Origin of the sequence: Flavobacterium keumense (assembly GCF_029866485.1) — a bacterium.
GTDB lineage: Bacteria > Bacteroidota > Bacteroidia > Flavobacteriales > Flavobacteriaceae > Flavobacterium > Flavobacterium keumense.
This window is the reverse complement of the sequence record NZ_CP092332.1, coordinates 2143301-2160146: the sequence shown is the minus strand read 5'-3', so window position 1 is coordinate 2160146 and position 16846 is coordinate 2143301. Positions and strand designations below refer to the sequence as shown.

Genomic DNA, 16846 nt, shown 5'->3' with positions numbered 1-16846 from the left:
AAAATCAATTCTCGGTTGTTATGAGGAATCTACATATTTTTTTATTCTGCTTTTCCATCGCAGGAAAAATATATTCCCAACGTTTACATCACCAAACATTAAGTACACAAGGGAAAAGTACTATGTTGTCCAATGGTTATAGAGTTAATCAAAGTATTGGACAAATTAGTGTTATCGGTAATTTTAAAACGTCTTCATTTTTTGTTGGGCAAGGGTTTGTTCAAAGTAGTCAACCTACTATTCCTTTAAGCACTTCTCTAGTACAAGTACAAGTCTATCCTAATCCCTTTGTTTCAGAAATTCATTTTAAATTATCTTCTGATATGCTATCAACTGTTGCCATATGTTTGTTTGATAATCTGGGAAGATTAGTTTATAAAGCAGATAAGAAACCTATTAATTCAATTATAACAGTAACAGATTTATATCTTTCAGAGGGAACCTATATAGCTAAATTAATTGGATCGAATTTAAATTTCACAACTCAAATACTTTCAATTAGATGAAAAAAATTTATTTATTATTACTACTAAGTTCCTTTGTTGGATACTCTCAAGCTGTCTATGTATTAGTCGGTAAAAACCATGCTAATTTTGGCATAAAATCAAATGGAATAAAAAATACTAATTTGACCAATAAGGGTATCGGAGATTCATACGAAATAGGAATAGCAATACCTATTGCAATTACAAGATTACCATTTGATAATCCGCTTAATTATAACCTAGGTTTGACATTAAATCAATATAATGCAGAAAGTGGAAATAGAGCAAATCATTATGAGTGGAAGACAGAATTCATAGGGGTTCAGAATACAATTGCTTACTCCTTTATAAAAACAAATCATCTGGATGTAGCGGTTAAAGGAAGTTTCAATCTTGGGACAATAGTGTCAGGAAGTCAATTAATTAACAATTCTTTTTATACTATTTCTAATCATAAAGAATTTAAAGGATTGCAATTTACTCCTAGTTTAGGATTGCAAACACAATGCAATCTTTCAGAGTACGCGTATTTGAGTTTAGGATATAATTATGCTTCATCGTATAATCTCTCGAATACGACTAATGAAAAAGTTACCATACACAATCACCAACTCCTCTTTGGAGTTCATTTAGAATTATATTAATCTGTAGTTTTATGAAAAAGATAGTCTTATTTATAGTCTTATTTGCAACATTGCAATTTCAAGCACAAACTAGCTCAGGGATAACCTATCAAGCTGTAATTTATAATCCATCGGGACAAATTTTGCCAGGAAATAATCAAAGTGATTTAGTCTTGTCCAATAAATCAATTTGCTTGCGATTTAGTATTATCGACATAAATACTCAATTAGAATATCAGGAAACAATTTCAACTCAAACAGATGATTTTGGTATGGTTAACCTAATAATTGGGACAGGTAATCAAGTAGGAGGATATACTTCAAATTTTCAAACAGTGGTTTGGGATGGAGCGAATAAAAAAATGAAAGTAGAAGTTGATTTAACTACAAGTTGCTCAACATTTATAACAATAAGTGAGCAATTTTTTACCACAGTACCCTTTTCAAATTATGCAAAAAGAGCAGATAATGTAACAGGAATAGTTTCCATTACAAATGGGGGGACTGGAGCTACAAACATTGCAGGTGCTAAAACTAATTTAGGATTAAATAATGTGGATAACACTTCGGATTTGAATAAACCTATCTCCATAGCTACTCAATCAGCATTAAATGCCGAAATGTTAAGGGCTACTGCCGCCGAAATGAATTTGGCAGCTAATTTAACAAATGAAAAAAATAGAGCGATAGCTCAAGAAGCCTTGAAGGAAAACGGAATTAATAAATCATCAGATAGTAATTTAGGAACAAGCGATATTTTGTTCCCAACTCAAAATGCGGTTAAAACGTATGTTGATAATCAAATAAGTGCAGGAGTTATAGACGCAAGCTCTTCGACTAAAGGTAAAATCAAGTTGGCTGGAGACTTAAGCGGTACTGCAGATGCACCTTTAGTTCCTGGGCTTCTATACAAAGAAAACACTATAAGTACTGGCTTGACATCACAATACTGGCGAGGTGACAAAACATGGCAAACATTAGATAAATCAACTGTAGGTTTATCTAATGTTGATAATACATCGGATATTGACAAGCCATTATCAAACGCATCACAATTAGTTTTAAATACAAAAGAAAACGTCTCAAATAAATCAACAAATATTTTATTGGGCTCGAGCGACAGTTTGTATCCAACTCAGAACGCAGTTAAAACGTATGTTGATTCTCAACTACTTTTGAATTCAACACCAAATGCAACGCTAACTGCTTTAGGAAAAATTCAATTAGCAGGAGATTTAGGAGGAACTGCAAATTTTCCAACGGTTCCAGGATTAGTAGGTAAAGCTCCTTTATTGTCTCCTTCTTTTACAGGTACGCCAACAGCTCCAACTCCATCAAATGGGAATAATTCAACTCAAATAGCTACTACGGAATTTGTGTCAAATGCAATTGCTACTAAACAAAATATTTTAAATAACCCAATAACAGGTGTAGGAAGTCAAAATAAATTAGCAAAGTTTCAAAATACAGGAAGTAATTTAATAGATAGTCAACTTTTTGATAATGGTACTAACATTGGTATCGGAACAGTTAGTCCGGCTTCTAAATTAGATGTAAATGGATCCGTTACTAATACTACAGCCCATGATGCCTCAGCTACCACAACAATTGATTTTTCTCAGAGTAATCTAGCTTTTACTACAGCAAGTGCAGGTGCATTTACATTAACAAATATAAAAACAGGAGGGACATATACTCTAGCTGTTCAAGGGGCCACAGCAGGTACTTCGGTGTTTAGCGCTACTGGATTTACGTTTAAATATGTAAATAATGGAGTTACTACAGCAAATAAGCATTCATTATATACTTTTTTAGTAATGGGAACCACTGTATATGTGTATTTGGCAACAGGATTTTAACTTATTTATAATGAAAAAAATAATTATTGCTTCTTTGTTATACTTTGGTTTAGCCCATGCTCAAGTAGCAGGAACACCTTATATTTTGCAATCTGTTCCAAGTGGGAATTATGTTTTGGACGCAGTATCGCAAACTCCATCTATAGCAGTTAGTGTTAGAAAGCTTTCTAAAAACTACACAGGTTATTGTATTCAGGTAAGAAGGAGTAATGATGGAGCTACGCGAGATATCGGTTTTGATGCCAATGGAAATTTAGATACTGCAACACTTTTATCTTTTATAGGAGCTAATGATGGGTATGTTAGAATTTGGTATGATCAAAGTGGTAATGGAAAAAACTTGACCCAAATAACTAGCATTTATCAACCTAAAATTGTTATGGCAGGTACATTAGTAACATCAAATGGACAGCCTTTTATTGCTTTTTATGCAGTACCTAGTTCTACCGTATATAACCATATGGATGTTTCAGGCGCTTCTATTGCAGTTAATGCACAAGTAATTGTGGTTAATAAATTTGGTTCAATAACAGGTTCAGATGGTTTTTTGTTAGGTGATTATACCTATTTTTATTGGCATTCAAGACCAAGTACAAATTTATTCCATAGTTCGTTTACTTCGAGTTCTGTTTATAATGGTACTTTGTATATAAATGGAGTAGCTACTTCACCTTCTGTAGCTCCTTTTCACACTAGCTTAAAGACTATTTCTTTAGCTCCCCAAATCCCTAATACAGGAACAGAATGGAATGTGATAGGTAGAGATAGAACAAGCCATCATACAAGTAATGGTGGTGGGTATTCAGAAATTATTTCTTTCCCTGTTTCGATAACTACTAATGAAAGAGAACAAATAGAATTTAACCAAAAAAATTATTTTAATTTGTAATTGATTTGATGTTTAGGTATGGTGCTTTTTAGTTTGAAGTATAGTATTTAATTTACGTTAAACATTCTAACTCCTTAAGAAATTAAGGAGATTTTTTTAAACTTCTATTTCTTAGTTTCTAATTGCTCTATAATTTTAGTATAATTTTCAGCTCCTACTTTTTTAGCGATAATTTTCTTGTCTTGGTCTAAAAGATAGATAACCGGAGTTTGTCTTACATTGTATAGGGTTTGGAAATCAACATCTTCTTTGGTGTAATTTCCTGTAACAACTGGAGCAGGATAAACGTTTACCCAATCGGATAGTTTTTCTTTATCGATAAACTCCTTCCATTTTACCATCTCATTGGTGTTGTTGTTTACAGCAAAAACGACTACGCCTTTTTGTTTCCATTCCTTTTCATATAACTCATGCATTTTAGGGATTTCGGTGGCGCAATGCCCGCAGGTAGGATCCCAAAAAGCAATTACAGTGTATTTGGCTTTGATGTCATACAAGTCAATTCGTTTTTGGTCTTGGGTCAGCATGAATAAATTGCGCCCTTTGTCTCCCACTAAATTGTCTTTGATACTCGAAACTTTGAACGTAAAGAATTCTTTTTGTTTGAGCTGCAGCCAAGTATATTCTTTGTTTTTGAAATAGGTATTGTAAATATTGATAAATACGCGGTCCATACCCATAATCTTTGGTTCGGCATACAAATCGACAAAATGCAAACTGAGGTATTTAAACACGTCTCCGTTAGGCTGATCAGTTTGATTTAAAATCTGGACTATTTCAGTGGTAACCGCTTCGGGTGTAACGGGAACAAAAGAGTTGAAATAGGTAGCGATACGGTTCTCTAAAAACGGATTGCGCAACAAGCGATTGTCTTTAAAATCAATTCCGTCAAAAAAGTGTTTTTTCAAATAGGCAATCGAATCGGTTTTGCTGGCTAGTTTTTCATCTGAAGGTTTGTTCAAGAAATTATCTATAGGTTGGCTCATTCGGAATAATAACGCCAAGGTATTGCTAGGATTCGACTGGATGTAATTGTTTTTATAGGTGTTGATTTCGCTTTGAATTTTCTTCAAATCTTTAATAACTAAAGCGCTGTCTTGTTTGGTCTTTTTGTCGGCTAATGTTTTCTCTAAGGCTTTGATTCCTTCCATTTTGATTCTGAAAAAAGAATTGAAATTGTTGAAATCTTGGTTTAGAGGTGAGTTGTCTATAGCGATTGTTTTCTCAGTAGGATTGGTAACCCGAATATTGAATTTTTGATTAGTATCCATCAAGAATTCCAATTCTATTTTCTTGTCAGAAGTCACTAGCATATAGATTCCTTCAACATATTTTTGGTCTTTTTTGAAGACTAACTTTCCGTCATTAGTTCCTTTTACAGAGTCTAACAAAGTTTGGTACTTCCCATAATGACTAGCTAGATAAAACATTTTGTTTTTGTATTCCGATGATTGAAATTCAATCTGGCTGGCAGGAATGTTTTTTTTGGTTTGAGCCAATGTCGAAAAAGTGGTGATAAAAACAAAGAAGGTACAAACTATAGATAGGGTTTTCATAGTAATAATTTTATTCAAAAATAAGATTTTCTATTTAACGAATTCAAATTTAATCGAACTGCTACTAAAGAGTCAAAAAAAAGAAATACTTTTAACAGATAATTATAAGAAAATAAAGCGATGCGATTGCGATTATCTTTTTTACTATTGGTTTTCTTTGCAGCGACTACTTTGCTAAAAGCGCAGCGGGTAGAAGCAGTTTCGGACACTACCTTTGTCAATTTAAAAGACTATAGCGGTGATTTTGTGTATGACATGAAATATGCTACTACGGACAATTTTTTGAAAGCCAAAGTGTATGATTGTGTCGAATGCTTTTTACGTTTAAAAACCGTAAAAGCCTTGGTCAAAGCCAATAAGGAATTTATTCGAAAAGGCTTCCGAATCCAACTATTTGATTGTTACCGTCCTTTGGATATTCAAAAAAGAATGTGGCAAATTGTTTCTAATCCGGAATATGTAGCCGACCCAGCCAAAGGCTCGATTCATAATAGAGGAGGAGCGGTTGATATTACTTTAGTAGATAGCAAAGGTATGGCATTAGATATGGGAACTTCATTTGATTTCTTTGGCCCCGAAGCGGGTCATAATTACCAAAATCTCTCTAATAAGGTGAAGCAAAATAGAGTATTCCTGAAACAAATCATGCAAGAAAATGGCTTTGTTTCTTTTGATTCGGAATGGTGGCATTATAATTTACAAAATGCTTCAAAAGATAAAGTTTCTAATACAAAATGGAAATGTGAGTGATTTTCGGCATTGAATCATTTACTTTATTTTAACCACATAGAAACATAGACTTGATGGTTTTACAAAGATGGGGATAGACGTTTTACTATTCACATAGCTATGAAAAAAAATAGTATTAGTTCTATGTCCCGTCCCGACGTTTCGGGATGTGGTAAAAAATCTGCGAATCTGTGGTAGATTTAATTAGGAATAATTATATTATTTTTATTTTGCGCAGTCAATGTTCTGAATAAAATAGGTTTCAGGCTCGTACACTTCATTATTCAATTCGGATGTGAATTGCTTTTTAAGCACGTAATCTTCTATATCTGTTAAGTATTTAATACGCATCATTGATACAGGCGATTTTTTTAATTCTTCAAAACTATCTTTCATAAACATAAAGGTGCCCGGTGTTAATCGGTTATCAAAACCTTTATCGTCCCGTAGCATGGTTCCGCAGTTTTCTTGATCTATATGAAGTAAAGTAACCACTTTTCCGTTATTCAATTGTAAAAATAATTTCGAGTTTTTATCGAAACAATTGGCTTTCATAAATCCTTTACTCTTTTGAATCAATTGAACGTTCAACAAAGGCATTCCATCGGCTACAGCCAATGAAAAGAAGATGTAACTTGACGTACCAGCAAAGTTTTTCTCGGCTATCATGTATTCTTTGGTAGATTTATAGGTACCAATAGAATCGGTAACATCAGTAGTGTATTCACACGGTTTTTGGGCAAATGATTGTAAACTGAATAAGAATATAGCGATAGCAAGTACGTGTTTCATGGTTATTTTATTTTGGCGCAAATTAAAACTATTTTATCATTATTCATATCGGTTGTGAAAAAACAATACAAATTACCTCCGTCTTTAATTTTCCATTTTTTCCGGATACTCTCAACCGTTTCAGTAAAGTTTCGGGTAGTAATGTTGCATTTGGAATTTTCCAAATGAGTTTTGAGTTCTTTTTTGGTATAAGGAACACTTTCTTGAATTTCAAAAATGCGTCCAGGAAAATCAATTAATTCATCGGAGGTGTACAAATGAGAATGTCTGTGCAGTTTGTTCAATTGGAAAACAGTACTAACTTCATTGAAACCGCCTGATTTCATAATGACACTATTGGGTTCGTATAAATAGCGCTGTGGTAGTGAATAATTGGCTTCGGTGATTGCTTCGTTGAGTTGAAATTCAAAAGTAGCAATAGTTTCTTTAGTAAGGTTAGCCGTTTTGATTGTAATAGCACCCGAATAGTTTTTGTGCAATTCCCAAAGCAATTCTTTTACTTCGTTTTCCAAAGCTACAATATGGATTGTTTTCACATTTTGTAGTTCGGATAGTCCAGCGGCAATATCCAACAATGGCGCTGTTTTAATTAAAATAGCATCTGATTTTTCAAAATAGAAATCTAGATTCTCAGGTACATTGGGCAAACAATCTTTTAGCATAAACACTTTGCCTTTGGCATCATTACGTCGAGAAGGGTCAATGTATATCCAATCCCATTTTATGGAAGTCGAATCTAAAGTAACTAAGCTATCTCCCGCAATGCAGTTAATATTGATAGCCCCTAACTGGTTGAAATTATGTTTGACAATCTCTGATAATTCCGAATTGATTTCGCAATGCGTGACATTTTTAATTTTTTTAGCAAAGTAAAAATCATCTACGCCAAAACCACCTGTCAAATCAATAAGGCTATCTCCTTTGATAAGATTCGATTTGTATTCGGCGGTTCTTTCTGACGAAGTTTGTTCTACAGAAATCTTCGAAGGATAAATAATGTTAGCAGTCTTGAACCAAGTAGGTAACTTTTCTTTTGCTTTGTTTTTGGCTTCAATTTGGTTCAAAATACTAATCCATTCTACTTCAGGAAAGGGATTTTTTTGAAGGGCTAATTTTGAAATGGATACCCCAATTTGCTTTTGTATAAATTCCTGTATGTTGGGATTTAAAATAAGAGAATCCAATACTAAATATTTTTAGTTACTAATTGAATGACTATATTATTTGGAAAAAATTCTTTGCCAACAACTTTTAAAATAGTGTATAAAGGCACCGCTATAATCATTCCTAAAATACCAGAAAGAAATCCAGCAATAAGTATTACTAAGAAAATCTCTAAAGGATGTGAACTTACACTTTTAGAAAAAATAATAGGTTGTGAAAGATTATTGTCAATCAGTTGTACAATCCAAAATCCAATTAAGATGTAAATAGTAGTAGGTAATGTTACTGCTTGAAAATCATTACCTAAATGGCTAATCATAGTTAATATAGCGGCTAATATAGAAGCTATTAAAGGGCCGATATAGGGAATGATATTGAGTACCGCACATAAAAAGGCAATAATGATTGCATTAGGAATGCCAAATATTGTCAAGACGATTATGTATAGAATAAATACAATACCTAGTTGTAGTAATAGTCCAATGAAATAACGAGATAATAAATGATTAATTTTAGTTAAAGAATTAAGTATTGGTTCTTCATGACTATCTGGAATCAATTTTTTTAAAGTTTCCGTAAAATATTTTTTATCTTTCAGAAAGAAAAAAGTAATGAAAAACACTGAAGCTAATCCCATCCCAAAACTACTAATGGTGCTAATGATAGTGTTTAATAATTCAGGGATAAAATCAAAATTTAATCTAGAACTACGATTTGTCTCTTTGAGTACTTTGTTAGAATCAATATTATGTTGTTCTAAAAAAAATGCAATTTGATTGATTAATTGGTTGATGTTTTGCTCTATTTTATTGGTGTTAAGCAAAGATAAACTTTCGCTTTGTGCCAAAATTAAGGGAATGAAAAGAGAGATAAAGCCAATTATTAAGAGAAAAAATAAACTCAAAGTGCTTATTGTAGCTAAAGTATTGTTGAATTTCAATCGCTTTTGTAAAAAGTCTAAAATAGGATTTCCAATTAAAGTAAGCAGCAATGCAACTAGTAGATAAACTAATACAGATTGGATTTGGTATAAAAAATAGAAAGCAATAGCTATTACAACCAAAGTTCCTATAGCTCTCAAAATTCCGTTAGCAATTGTTTTAGATGTAATCATTTCAAATAGATATTGATTTATGCCATAAAGATAGGAAAAGATTCAAAAGGAGAGGACGTTTCTTATTGATTCAATCTATTGGTAATCTCATACAAAGCAATACTAGTAGCTTGAACCACATTCATACTGCTGTTCTTGCCATACATAGTGATATGGGTAATTTGGTTTGCAATAGCTAATAGCGGCTCGCTAATGCCTGCTATTTCACTTCCAATTAGCAAGGCAATTTTTTGGTTTTTGTTTACTATTACTTCGTTAATAGGTGTACTCGTTTCGGCTATTTCTAAAGCAATGATTTCGTATTTGTTTTCTAATAAATAATCAATTGCACTTGCTGTTTCTTCAATAATGGTGTAGGGTACTTGCAAATGAGTACTTCGAGAAGTTTTGTTTATTTTTCTGAGAGTCAGAGGAATGTCTTTTCCAATAAAAATAATTTTTTCAATGCCAAAAGCTTCTCCAATTCGAAATAGCGAACCTATATTTTGTTGAAAATAAATATGGTCACACACTAAGGTGATGGGGAATTTTTTCTTTTCGAAATGCGTATTTTCGTGAGTAAGTTGCATTAATTATTGAAAATGTAATTGATAATATTGGCACCCATTTTCAGTGCTTTTTGGCGTACTTCAATAGGATCATTGTGTACTTCGGCATCTTCCCAGCCATCTCCTAAATCACATTCAAAAGTATACAATAACACCAATCGGTTTTTTATAAAAATCCCAAAGGCTTGTGGTCGCTTATTATCGTGTTCGTGAATTTTAGGCAAACCATTTGGGAAAGAAAAAGGTTTTTGAAAAATAGGATGATTGACCGGAATTTCAACTAATTCATTTGATGGGAATAGTTTTTTGATGACTTTCCGAATGTATTCGTTCATCCCGTAATTGTCATCGATATGTAAAAATCCGCCTGAGTTCAAGTAAATTCTCAGGTTGGTTTCTTCTTCGGGATTGAAAATCACATTTCCGTGACCCGTCATGTGGATATAAGGATAACTAAAGATATCAGGGCTGCTTGGTTCTACCGTTGCCGGTTTTGATTTAATTTTCGTCTGAATAGTGCTATTACAAAAGCGAATTAAATTGGGTAACGAAGTAGGATTAGCATACCAATCGCCACCTCCGTGGTATTTTACTAAGGCAATTTCCTGAGCGAAGCATTGAAAAGATAGGCATAACAATAAGAGATGGATTTTTCTCATAGTCTATTTATTTCTCATTAAAAAACACCACACTATGACAGGCTACTACAGCTGCCGTTTCAGTGCGGAGTCTTGTATTTCCTAAAGAAACGGGAATATAATTTTGTTCCAATGCCAACGCAATTTCTTTATTAGAAAAATCACCTTCAGGACCAATTAATATAGTAACATCTGTGTTCGATTGTAAAACAGACTTTAATGTTTTTTTATCTGTTTCTTCACAATGCGCAATCAGTTGCAGTCCGTTGTTTTTTTGTTTCATGAATTCTTTAAACGAAATAGCAGGATTCAGTTTAGGTAAATACAACTCGTTAGACTGTTTCATTGCGGAGAGAATAATTTTATCAAAACGTTCTGGATTGATAACTTTTCTCTCGGAACGATCACAAATAATAGGGGTAATTTCTTGAATGCCAATTTCAGTTGCTTTTTCCAAAAACCATTCGTATCGGTCGTTCATTTTAGTCGGAGCTACAGCTAAATGCAATCGAAATGGAGCAGGAGCAGTTTTCTCAAAAGATACGATTTGAACCGTACATTTGGAATCCGAAGCCAGTATTATTTCAGTTTTAAATAAAACACCTAAACCATTAGTTACAAATAAGATATCTCCATCCTTTTTGCGTAATACTTTAATAATATGTTTACTTTCTTCTCTGTCGAACGAAAAGGTTTCAGTGGCTTCGTTTATAGTAGCATTATAAAATAATTGCATAATTTTAGAATTGAATTCTTGCTTTCGAAACTACCGATGAAGTTTCAAAATGTTCCGATAAAAACTTTTGATAACCTACAATTCCAATCATTGCAGCATTATCGGTGGTGTATTCAAATTTAGGAATGAAGGTCTTCCATCCGTATTTTTTTTCAGCTTCTTTTAGGGTGTTGCGTATTCCGGAATTAGCCGAAACGCCGCCACCAATGGCAATTTGTTTAATTCCAGTTTCTTTGACCGCTAATTTCAATTTGTCCATTAAAATTTCAATAATGGTGTGTTGAATGGAAGCACAAATGTCATTGATGTTTTCCTCAATGAAGTTCGAATTTTCTAGTTTTTTCTTTTGAATAAAATACAAAATAGCGGTTTTCAATCCCGAAAAACTAAAATCTAAACCAGGGACTTTAGGTTTGGTGAAAGGGAATGCTTTAGGGTTTCCTAATTGTGCATATTTGTCTACCAAAGGGCCGCCAGGATAGGGTAGCCCGAGTATTTTGGCACTTTTATCAAAAGCTTCACCAACAGCATCATCAGTTGTTTCGCCAATAATGCTCATGTTAAAAAAACCATCTACACGAACTATTTGCGTATGCCCCCCACTAATAGTTAATGCTAAAAAAGGAAATTCAGGTTTGTCAAATCCTTCTTCGTCAATAAAATGCGCTAAAATGTGAGCGTGCATGTGATTGACTGCTATTAACGGAATTTGTAATGCCAGTGCCATTGATTTCGCAAAAGAACTGCCTACTAACAAAGAACCCATTAAACCCGGGCCTTGCGTAAAAGCAATTGCTGAAAGCTGTTCTTTTTGTATATTTGCTTTTCGCAGCGCAGCATCAATCACCGGAACTATATTTTGTTGGTGGGCTCTTGAAGCTAGTTCAGGAACTACACCGCCATATTGATTGTGAATCAATTGATTGGCAACAACATTTGACAGTACTTTATCGTTATGTAAAACGGCTGCTGCAGTATCGTCGCAAGAACTTTCGATGGCAAGAATAAAAACCTCGGAATTTTGCATAAAAAAGCGCGAATTTTAAATTATATTTGGCGTTCTGTATCTGTTGAACAGAGGAGCCAAAATTAAAGAATTTTATTTAAAGCATCTTGGTTTAAAGGTCAAATTAGAATTAAAAAATAGGGACGTATTAAAAATATCAAAAAAATAGTATCTCGTTTGTTAATAGGATGTATACTCCTGTTGCTTGTGTTTGGTATTGTGTTGAGCTTGCCAGTGGTGCAAACTCAGATAGCTCGATATGTAATGACTTCTTTGAAGGAGGATTTTGGTACAGAAATTACACTTGAACAAGTGGCAATTTCTCCTTTTGGCGGAGTAAAATTTAAAAATGTATTGATTAGAGATCACCATCAAGATACTTTAATTTACGCAAATCGAATTAAGACCACCATTTTAGACGGAAAGAAGTTATTGGATGGAGATTTGATCTTTAGTGACTTGAGTTTAGATGGATTGGTATTTAATTTGAAAACCTATAAGAAAGAAAAGCTGACTAATATAGACGTTTTTATTAATGCCTTTGGAGAAGGGAAACCGTCTAAAAAACATTTTTTATTGACCGCGCAAGATGCTCAGATTACCAATGGGCATTTTATTTTAACTGACGAAAATAGAGTTATTCCGAAGGATGTTGATTTTACAAAATTAAATATCCAACTTTCTGATTTCAAATTGTACGGTCCTGATGTAAATACCAATATTCTGAAAATGTCTTTTTTAGATCATCGGGGAATGTATGTAAAAAAATTAAGTGGAATCTTTAGTTATACCAAAAAGCAAATCAAATTAACGAAGTTAGAAGCATTAACTAAGGAAAATTCCGAGTTAAAAGCGAATGTTACTTTGAATTATAAGATTGAAGATTTTGCGGATTTCAATAACAAAGTACAATTTGATGTTCAATTGGCCTCATCTACTTTGGCCTCAAATGATATTCGTTGTTTTTACAAAGAACTAGGTAAAAACCAATTCTTTTATACTAAAGCCAATTTATTAGGAACACTGAATAATTTAAAAGTCAGTCAATTGAATTTGGTGGATTCTAAAAAAAGCAAAATGATTGGCGCTATCCGATTTAAAAATTTGTTTCCCAATAAAGGACAAGAATTCTACATGAAAGGAAAATTCAGTACGCTTTCGTCAAGTTATGATGATTTAGTGACTTTATTGCCTAATGTTCTCGGAAAAACATTGCCAGCTAACTTAGAAAAATTAGGTAAGTTTAATTTAGTTGGAACAACGGAATTAACTACAAAAGATATTGATGCGAACTTTACAATGACTACTGCTTTAGGAAATGTAAAATCAAATTTTGTGATGCATTCTATTGATTTTATTGATAAAGCTTCTTATGTTGGAAATGTAGTTTTGGATAAATTTGACTTAGGAACTTTTGTTTCTGAAAAAGATTTGGGTAAAATCAGTTTGAATCTTGCTATTGATGGGATAGGTTTTACTGAGAAATATTTGAATACACAAATCAAAGGTGCTATCTCTCAAATGGATTATAATAATTATTCCTATCACAATTTAGAGGTAAATGGGAATTTTAAAATGCCTATTTATCAAGGGAAAGTTACTGTACATGACCCTAATTTGAACCTGACATTTGATGGTTTAGTCGATTGGACTAAAAAAGATAGCCGATTTGATTTTCATATTGGTATTGACCATGCTAACTTGTACCAACTCAAGTTTACTAAAGACGCGACTTCATTACTGAAAGGAGATATTGTGGTTCAAGTTGCTGGGAATTCGGTAGATAACTTACAAGGAGATGTCTTTGTAAACGAAACTACCTATACAAACTCTAAATCGACTTATTTCTTTACTGATTTTAAGGTTAATTCTAGTTTTGACGGAAATAATATTAGAACGATAACAGTTAATTCTCCAGATATTGTGGAGGGTAAGATTGAGGGTAAATACAAATTCAATCAATTACGAAAATTAGTTGAAAATTCATTAGGTAGTCTTTATACCAATTACAAACCAAATAAGGTAGAGAAAGGGCAATTTTTAAATTTTAATTTTTCAATTAATAATAAAATTGTCGAAGTACTCTTTCCTGAAATTTCTATTGAAACGAATACAATTGTAAAAGGAAAAATCAATTCGGATAAGAATGAATTCAAACTTAACTTTAATTCACCTCAGATAATTGCTGCTAAGAATACGTTTGATAATGTTAGGATTAATGTAGATAATAAAAATCCATTGTATAATGCTTATATCGAATTGGATTCTATTAAATCGAAGTATTATAAGATACGTGATTTTAGTTTGATTAATGTTACAATGAAAGATTCCTTGTTTTTTCGTACGGAATTTAAAGGAGGAGCAAAAGGCGAGGATTATTTCAATTTGAATTTATATCACACCATTAATAAAGACAAAAAAAATGTTGTTGGTATTAGTAAATCAGAAGTAAAATTCAAGGATTATTTATGGTTTTTGAACGAAAATGATACCCAAGACAATCGAATTGTTTTTGATAAAGAACTAAAAGAGTTTGCTATTGAAGATATTGTTTTATCGCATGAAAATCAAAGAATAGAGTTGTTAGGTACGACTAGAGGAAATTCGTATAAAGATTTAAAATTGAATTTTAAGGATGTGAATTTGAATAAAATTACTCCAGAAAATGAATTGTTTGTTTTTGATGGTAAAATTAACGGGGAGGTTAATTTTAAACAAGACAAAATCGTATACCGCCCAACAGCCTCGTTAAAGATTGATCAATTGAGTTTGAATAAAACGAATTTAGGCATGCTCGATTTGGATATCGAGGGAGATGAAAATTTATCTAAATTCACTATAAACTCTACAATAAAAAAAGAGGGTTTCGAATCGTTTAATGCGAGTGGAAATTTTCAAGTAAAAAACAATGAGACAGTAATAGATTTACGATTAAAATTAGATGAATTCAAGTTGGCAACATTAGAGCCAATAGGAGGAGAGGTTTTGTCTAATATCAGAGGTTTGGTATCTGGAAATGCAACGATTCAAGGAAATTTTACAAAACCTGAAATCAACGGTCGTCTTTATCTTGATAAAGCAGGAATGGGTATTCCGTATTTGGGAACAGATTATTTTTTGACTGATAAAACCATTATTGATTTGACAGATGAGAAATTCTTATTTAGAAATAATTTGCTAACAGATTCTAAATATGGCACCAAAGGACTTTTAAATGGAACCATTGAGCATAAGAATTTCTCAGATTGGAAATTGGATTTAACAGTTACGTCTAAAAGATTACTGTCACTAGATACTAAAGATAATGAGGATGCGGCCTATTTTGGCACTGCTTATATTAATGGAGTTGCGAGTATTAAAGGGCTTACAAATGCATTGTTTGTGAAGGTTGATGCTAAGTCAGAGAAAGGAACAACAATAAAAATCCCAATCAATAACGCAGAAAGTGTAAGTGATAATGCTTTCATGCATTTTATCACAGCAAAAGAAAAATTCAATTTGAAACAAGGAATTGTAGAGAAAGTTAGAGATTATAATGGTTTAGAGTTAGAATTTGATTTTGATATTACTCCAGATGCTGAGGTAGAGGTTATTTTAGATCGAAATTCAGGACACGGGATGAAGGGTAAGGGGAATGGATCGTTGTTATTTAAGATTAATACTTTGGGTAAATTTAATATGTGGGGAGATTTCCAAGCGTATGAAGGAACGTATAATTTTAGAACAACCGGTATTACTAAAAAATTTAATGTTAAAAAAGGAGGCTCTATTTCTTGGGATGGAAATCCTCTAAGGGCACAACTTAATTTAGAAGCGGTGTACAAAACTACTGCTAATCCTTCTTTATTGATAGATAATTCCTCATTCAACAAGAAAGTACCGGTTGAAGTAGTAATTGGTATTAAGGGAGATTTAATGAGTCCAGAACCTGATTTTAATATTGAATTTCCAACTGTAAGTAATGTTTTAAAATCAGAGATACAAACTAAATTGTATGACAAAGAAGTGCGTCAAACACAAGCATTATATCTTTTATCGTCAGGAAGTTTTTTAAGTTCTGAAGGAATTAGCAAGACAGACTTGTCAGGGAGTTTGTTCGAAACCGCATCAGGCTTACTGGGTAACGTGATACAATCCGACGATGAAAAGTTTAATGTAGGGATTAATCTTGTAGGTGCTGATAGAAGGCTAGGTAAAGAAACAGATGGTCGATTTGAGGCATCAATTTCATCTAAAATTAATGATAGACTAACTATTAATGGTAAATTTGGAGTTCCTTTTGGGGGAATTAATCAAACAGCTTTTGTAGGCAATTTGGAAATATTATGGCGTTTAAATGATGAGGGAACAATGAACCTGAGGTTTTTTAATAAAGAAAATGATGTAAATTACATAGGTCAAGGAATTGGTTATACTCAAGGGGCAGGTATTTCGTATGAGGTAGATTTCGATACTTTTAAAGAGCTAGTGACTAAAATGTTTAAAAAGCAACGTGTTTTTGAAACAATTCCGGCAGAATATTTAAACCAAGATTCAGAAATGACCCCTGATTATATCCGTTTTTCGAATTCAAAAAAGACAAATAAGGAAGCACCCAAAAGAAATCAGGAAGCTATAATTCCAGAAGAAGACTAATAGGAAACGAATAATTCTTTTGTAAATTATTAAAAAATAAATAAATAGCTGTATTTTTTCTAAAAAAGTTAA

The 16846-nt window shown here is 32.7% G+C and carries 14 protein-coding genes; 6 read left to right on the top strand and 8 right to left on the bottom strand.

What is annotated here, in order from left to right:
- The first annotated feature begins 20 nt into the window (after positions 1 to 20).
- From MG292_RS09760 to MG292_RS09745, 4 genes are all read left to right on the top strand, one after another.
- Positions 21 to 506 (top strand): T9SS type A sorting domain-containing protein, encoded by a 486-nt coding sequence (locus MG292_RS09760; RefSeq protein ID WP_264532919.1) that lies wholly within the window; start codon positions 21 to 23, stop codon positions 504 to 506.
- Between the two features lie 122 nt (positions 507 to 628).
- Positions 629 to 1129, top strand: a complete 501-nt coding sequence (locus MG292_RS09755) for a hypothetical protein (RefSeq protein ID WP_264532920.1) — start codon at positions 629 to 631, stop codon at positions 1127 to 1129.
- 11 nt (positions 1130 to 1140) lie between these two features.
- Positions 1141 to 2967: a hypothetical protein gene (locus tag MG292_RS09750; protein WP_264532921.1), complete on the top strand. Its 1827-nt coding sequence runs from the start codon at positions 1141 to 1143 to the stop codon at positions 2965 to 2967.
- 10 nt (positions 2968 to 2977) lie between these two features.
- On the top strand, positions 2978 to 3856 hold the full coding sequence (locus MG292_RS09745) for an arabinofuranosidase catalytic domain-containing protein (RefSeq protein ID WP_264532922.1): 879 nt from the start codon (positions 2978 to 2980) through the stop codon (positions 3854 to 3856).
- A 104-nt stretch (positions 3857 to 3960) separates the two neighbouring features.
- On the opposite strand, the gene MG292_RS09740 is transcribed toward MG292_RS09745, so the two are convergent.
- A complete protein-coding gene (locus MG292_RS09740) occupies positions 3961 to 5412 on the bottom strand; it encodes a redoxin domain-containing protein (protein WP_264532923.1) in 1452 nt (483 codons plus the stop codon).
- Positions 5413 to 5532: 120 nt separating this feature from the next.
- Between MG292_RS09740 and MG292_RS09735 the strand changes: the two genes are divergently transcribed.
- A complete protein-coding gene (locus MG292_RS09735) occupies positions 5533 to 6162 on the top strand; it encodes a M15 family metallopeptidase (RefSeq protein WP_264532924.1) in 630 nt (209 codons plus the stop codon).
- A 204-nt stretch (positions 6163 to 6366) separates the two neighbouring features.
- On the opposite strand, the gene MG292_RS09730 is transcribed toward MG292_RS09735, so the two are convergent.
- The 7 genes from MG292_RS09730 to tsaD all read right to left on the bottom strand — a co-directional run bounded on the left by MG292_RS09730 (position 6367) and on the right by tsaD (position 12160).
- On the bottom strand, positions 6367 to 6933 hold the full coding sequence (locus MG292_RS09730) for a hypothetical protein (RefSeq protein ID WP_264532925.1): 567 nt from the start codon (positions 6931 to 6933) through the stop codon (positions 6367 to 6369).
- Between the two features lie 2 nt (positions 6934 to 6935).
- Positions 6936 to 8117 (bottom strand): THUMP-like domain-containing protein, encoded by a 1182-nt coding sequence (locus MG292_RS09725; RefSeq protein WP_264532926.1) that lies wholly within the window; start codon positions 8115 to 8117, stop codon positions 6936 to 6938.
- A gap of 2 nt (positions 8118 to 8119) precedes the next feature.
- Complete coding sequence (locus MG292_RS09720) at positions 8120 to 9211, bottom strand: AI-2E family transporter (protein WP_264532927.1); 1092 nt, start codon at positions 9209 to 9211, stop codon at positions 8120 to 8122.
- 62 nt (positions 9212 to 9273) lie between these two features.
- On the bottom strand, positions 9274 to 9780 hold the full coding sequence (locus MG292_RS09715) for a TrmH family RNA methyltransferase (RefSeq protein WP_264532928.1): 507 nt from the start codon (positions 9778 to 9780) through the stop codon (positions 9274 to 9276).
- Complete coding sequence (locus MG292_RS09710; protein WP_264532929.1) at positions 9780 to 10418, bottom strand: DUF4159 domain-containing protein; 639 nt, start codon at positions 10416 to 10418, stop codon at positions 9780 to 9782. The genes MG292_RS09715 and MG292_RS09710 overlap by 1 nt, the downstream gene beginning before the upstream one ends.
- A gap of 7 nt (positions 10419 to 10425) precedes the next feature.
- Positions 10426 to 11133: a 16S rRNA (uracil(1498)-N(3))-methyltransferase gene (locus MG292_RS09705; RefSeq protein ID WP_264532930.1), complete on the bottom strand. Its 708-nt coding sequence runs from the start codon at positions 11131 to 11133 to the stop codon at positions 10426 to 10428.
- A gap of 4 nt (positions 11134 to 11137) precedes the next feature.
- A complete protein-coding gene (gene tsaD, locus MG292_RS09700) occupies positions 11138 to 12160 on the bottom strand; it encodes a tRNA (adenosine(37)-N6)-threonylcarbamoyltransferase complex transferase subunit TsaD (protein ID WP_264532931.1) in 1023 nt (340 codons plus the stop codon).
- Positions 12161 to 12316: 156 nt separating this feature from the next.
- Between tsaD and MG292_RS09695 the strand changes: the two genes are divergently transcribed.
- Positions 12317 to 16774, top strand: a complete 4458-nt coding sequence (locus MG292_RS09695) for a translocation/assembly module TamB domain-containing protein (RefSeq protein WP_342032612.1) — start codon at positions 12317 to 12319, stop codon at positions 16772 to 16774.
- The last annotated feature ends 72 nt before the right edge of the window (positions 16775 to 16846 follow it).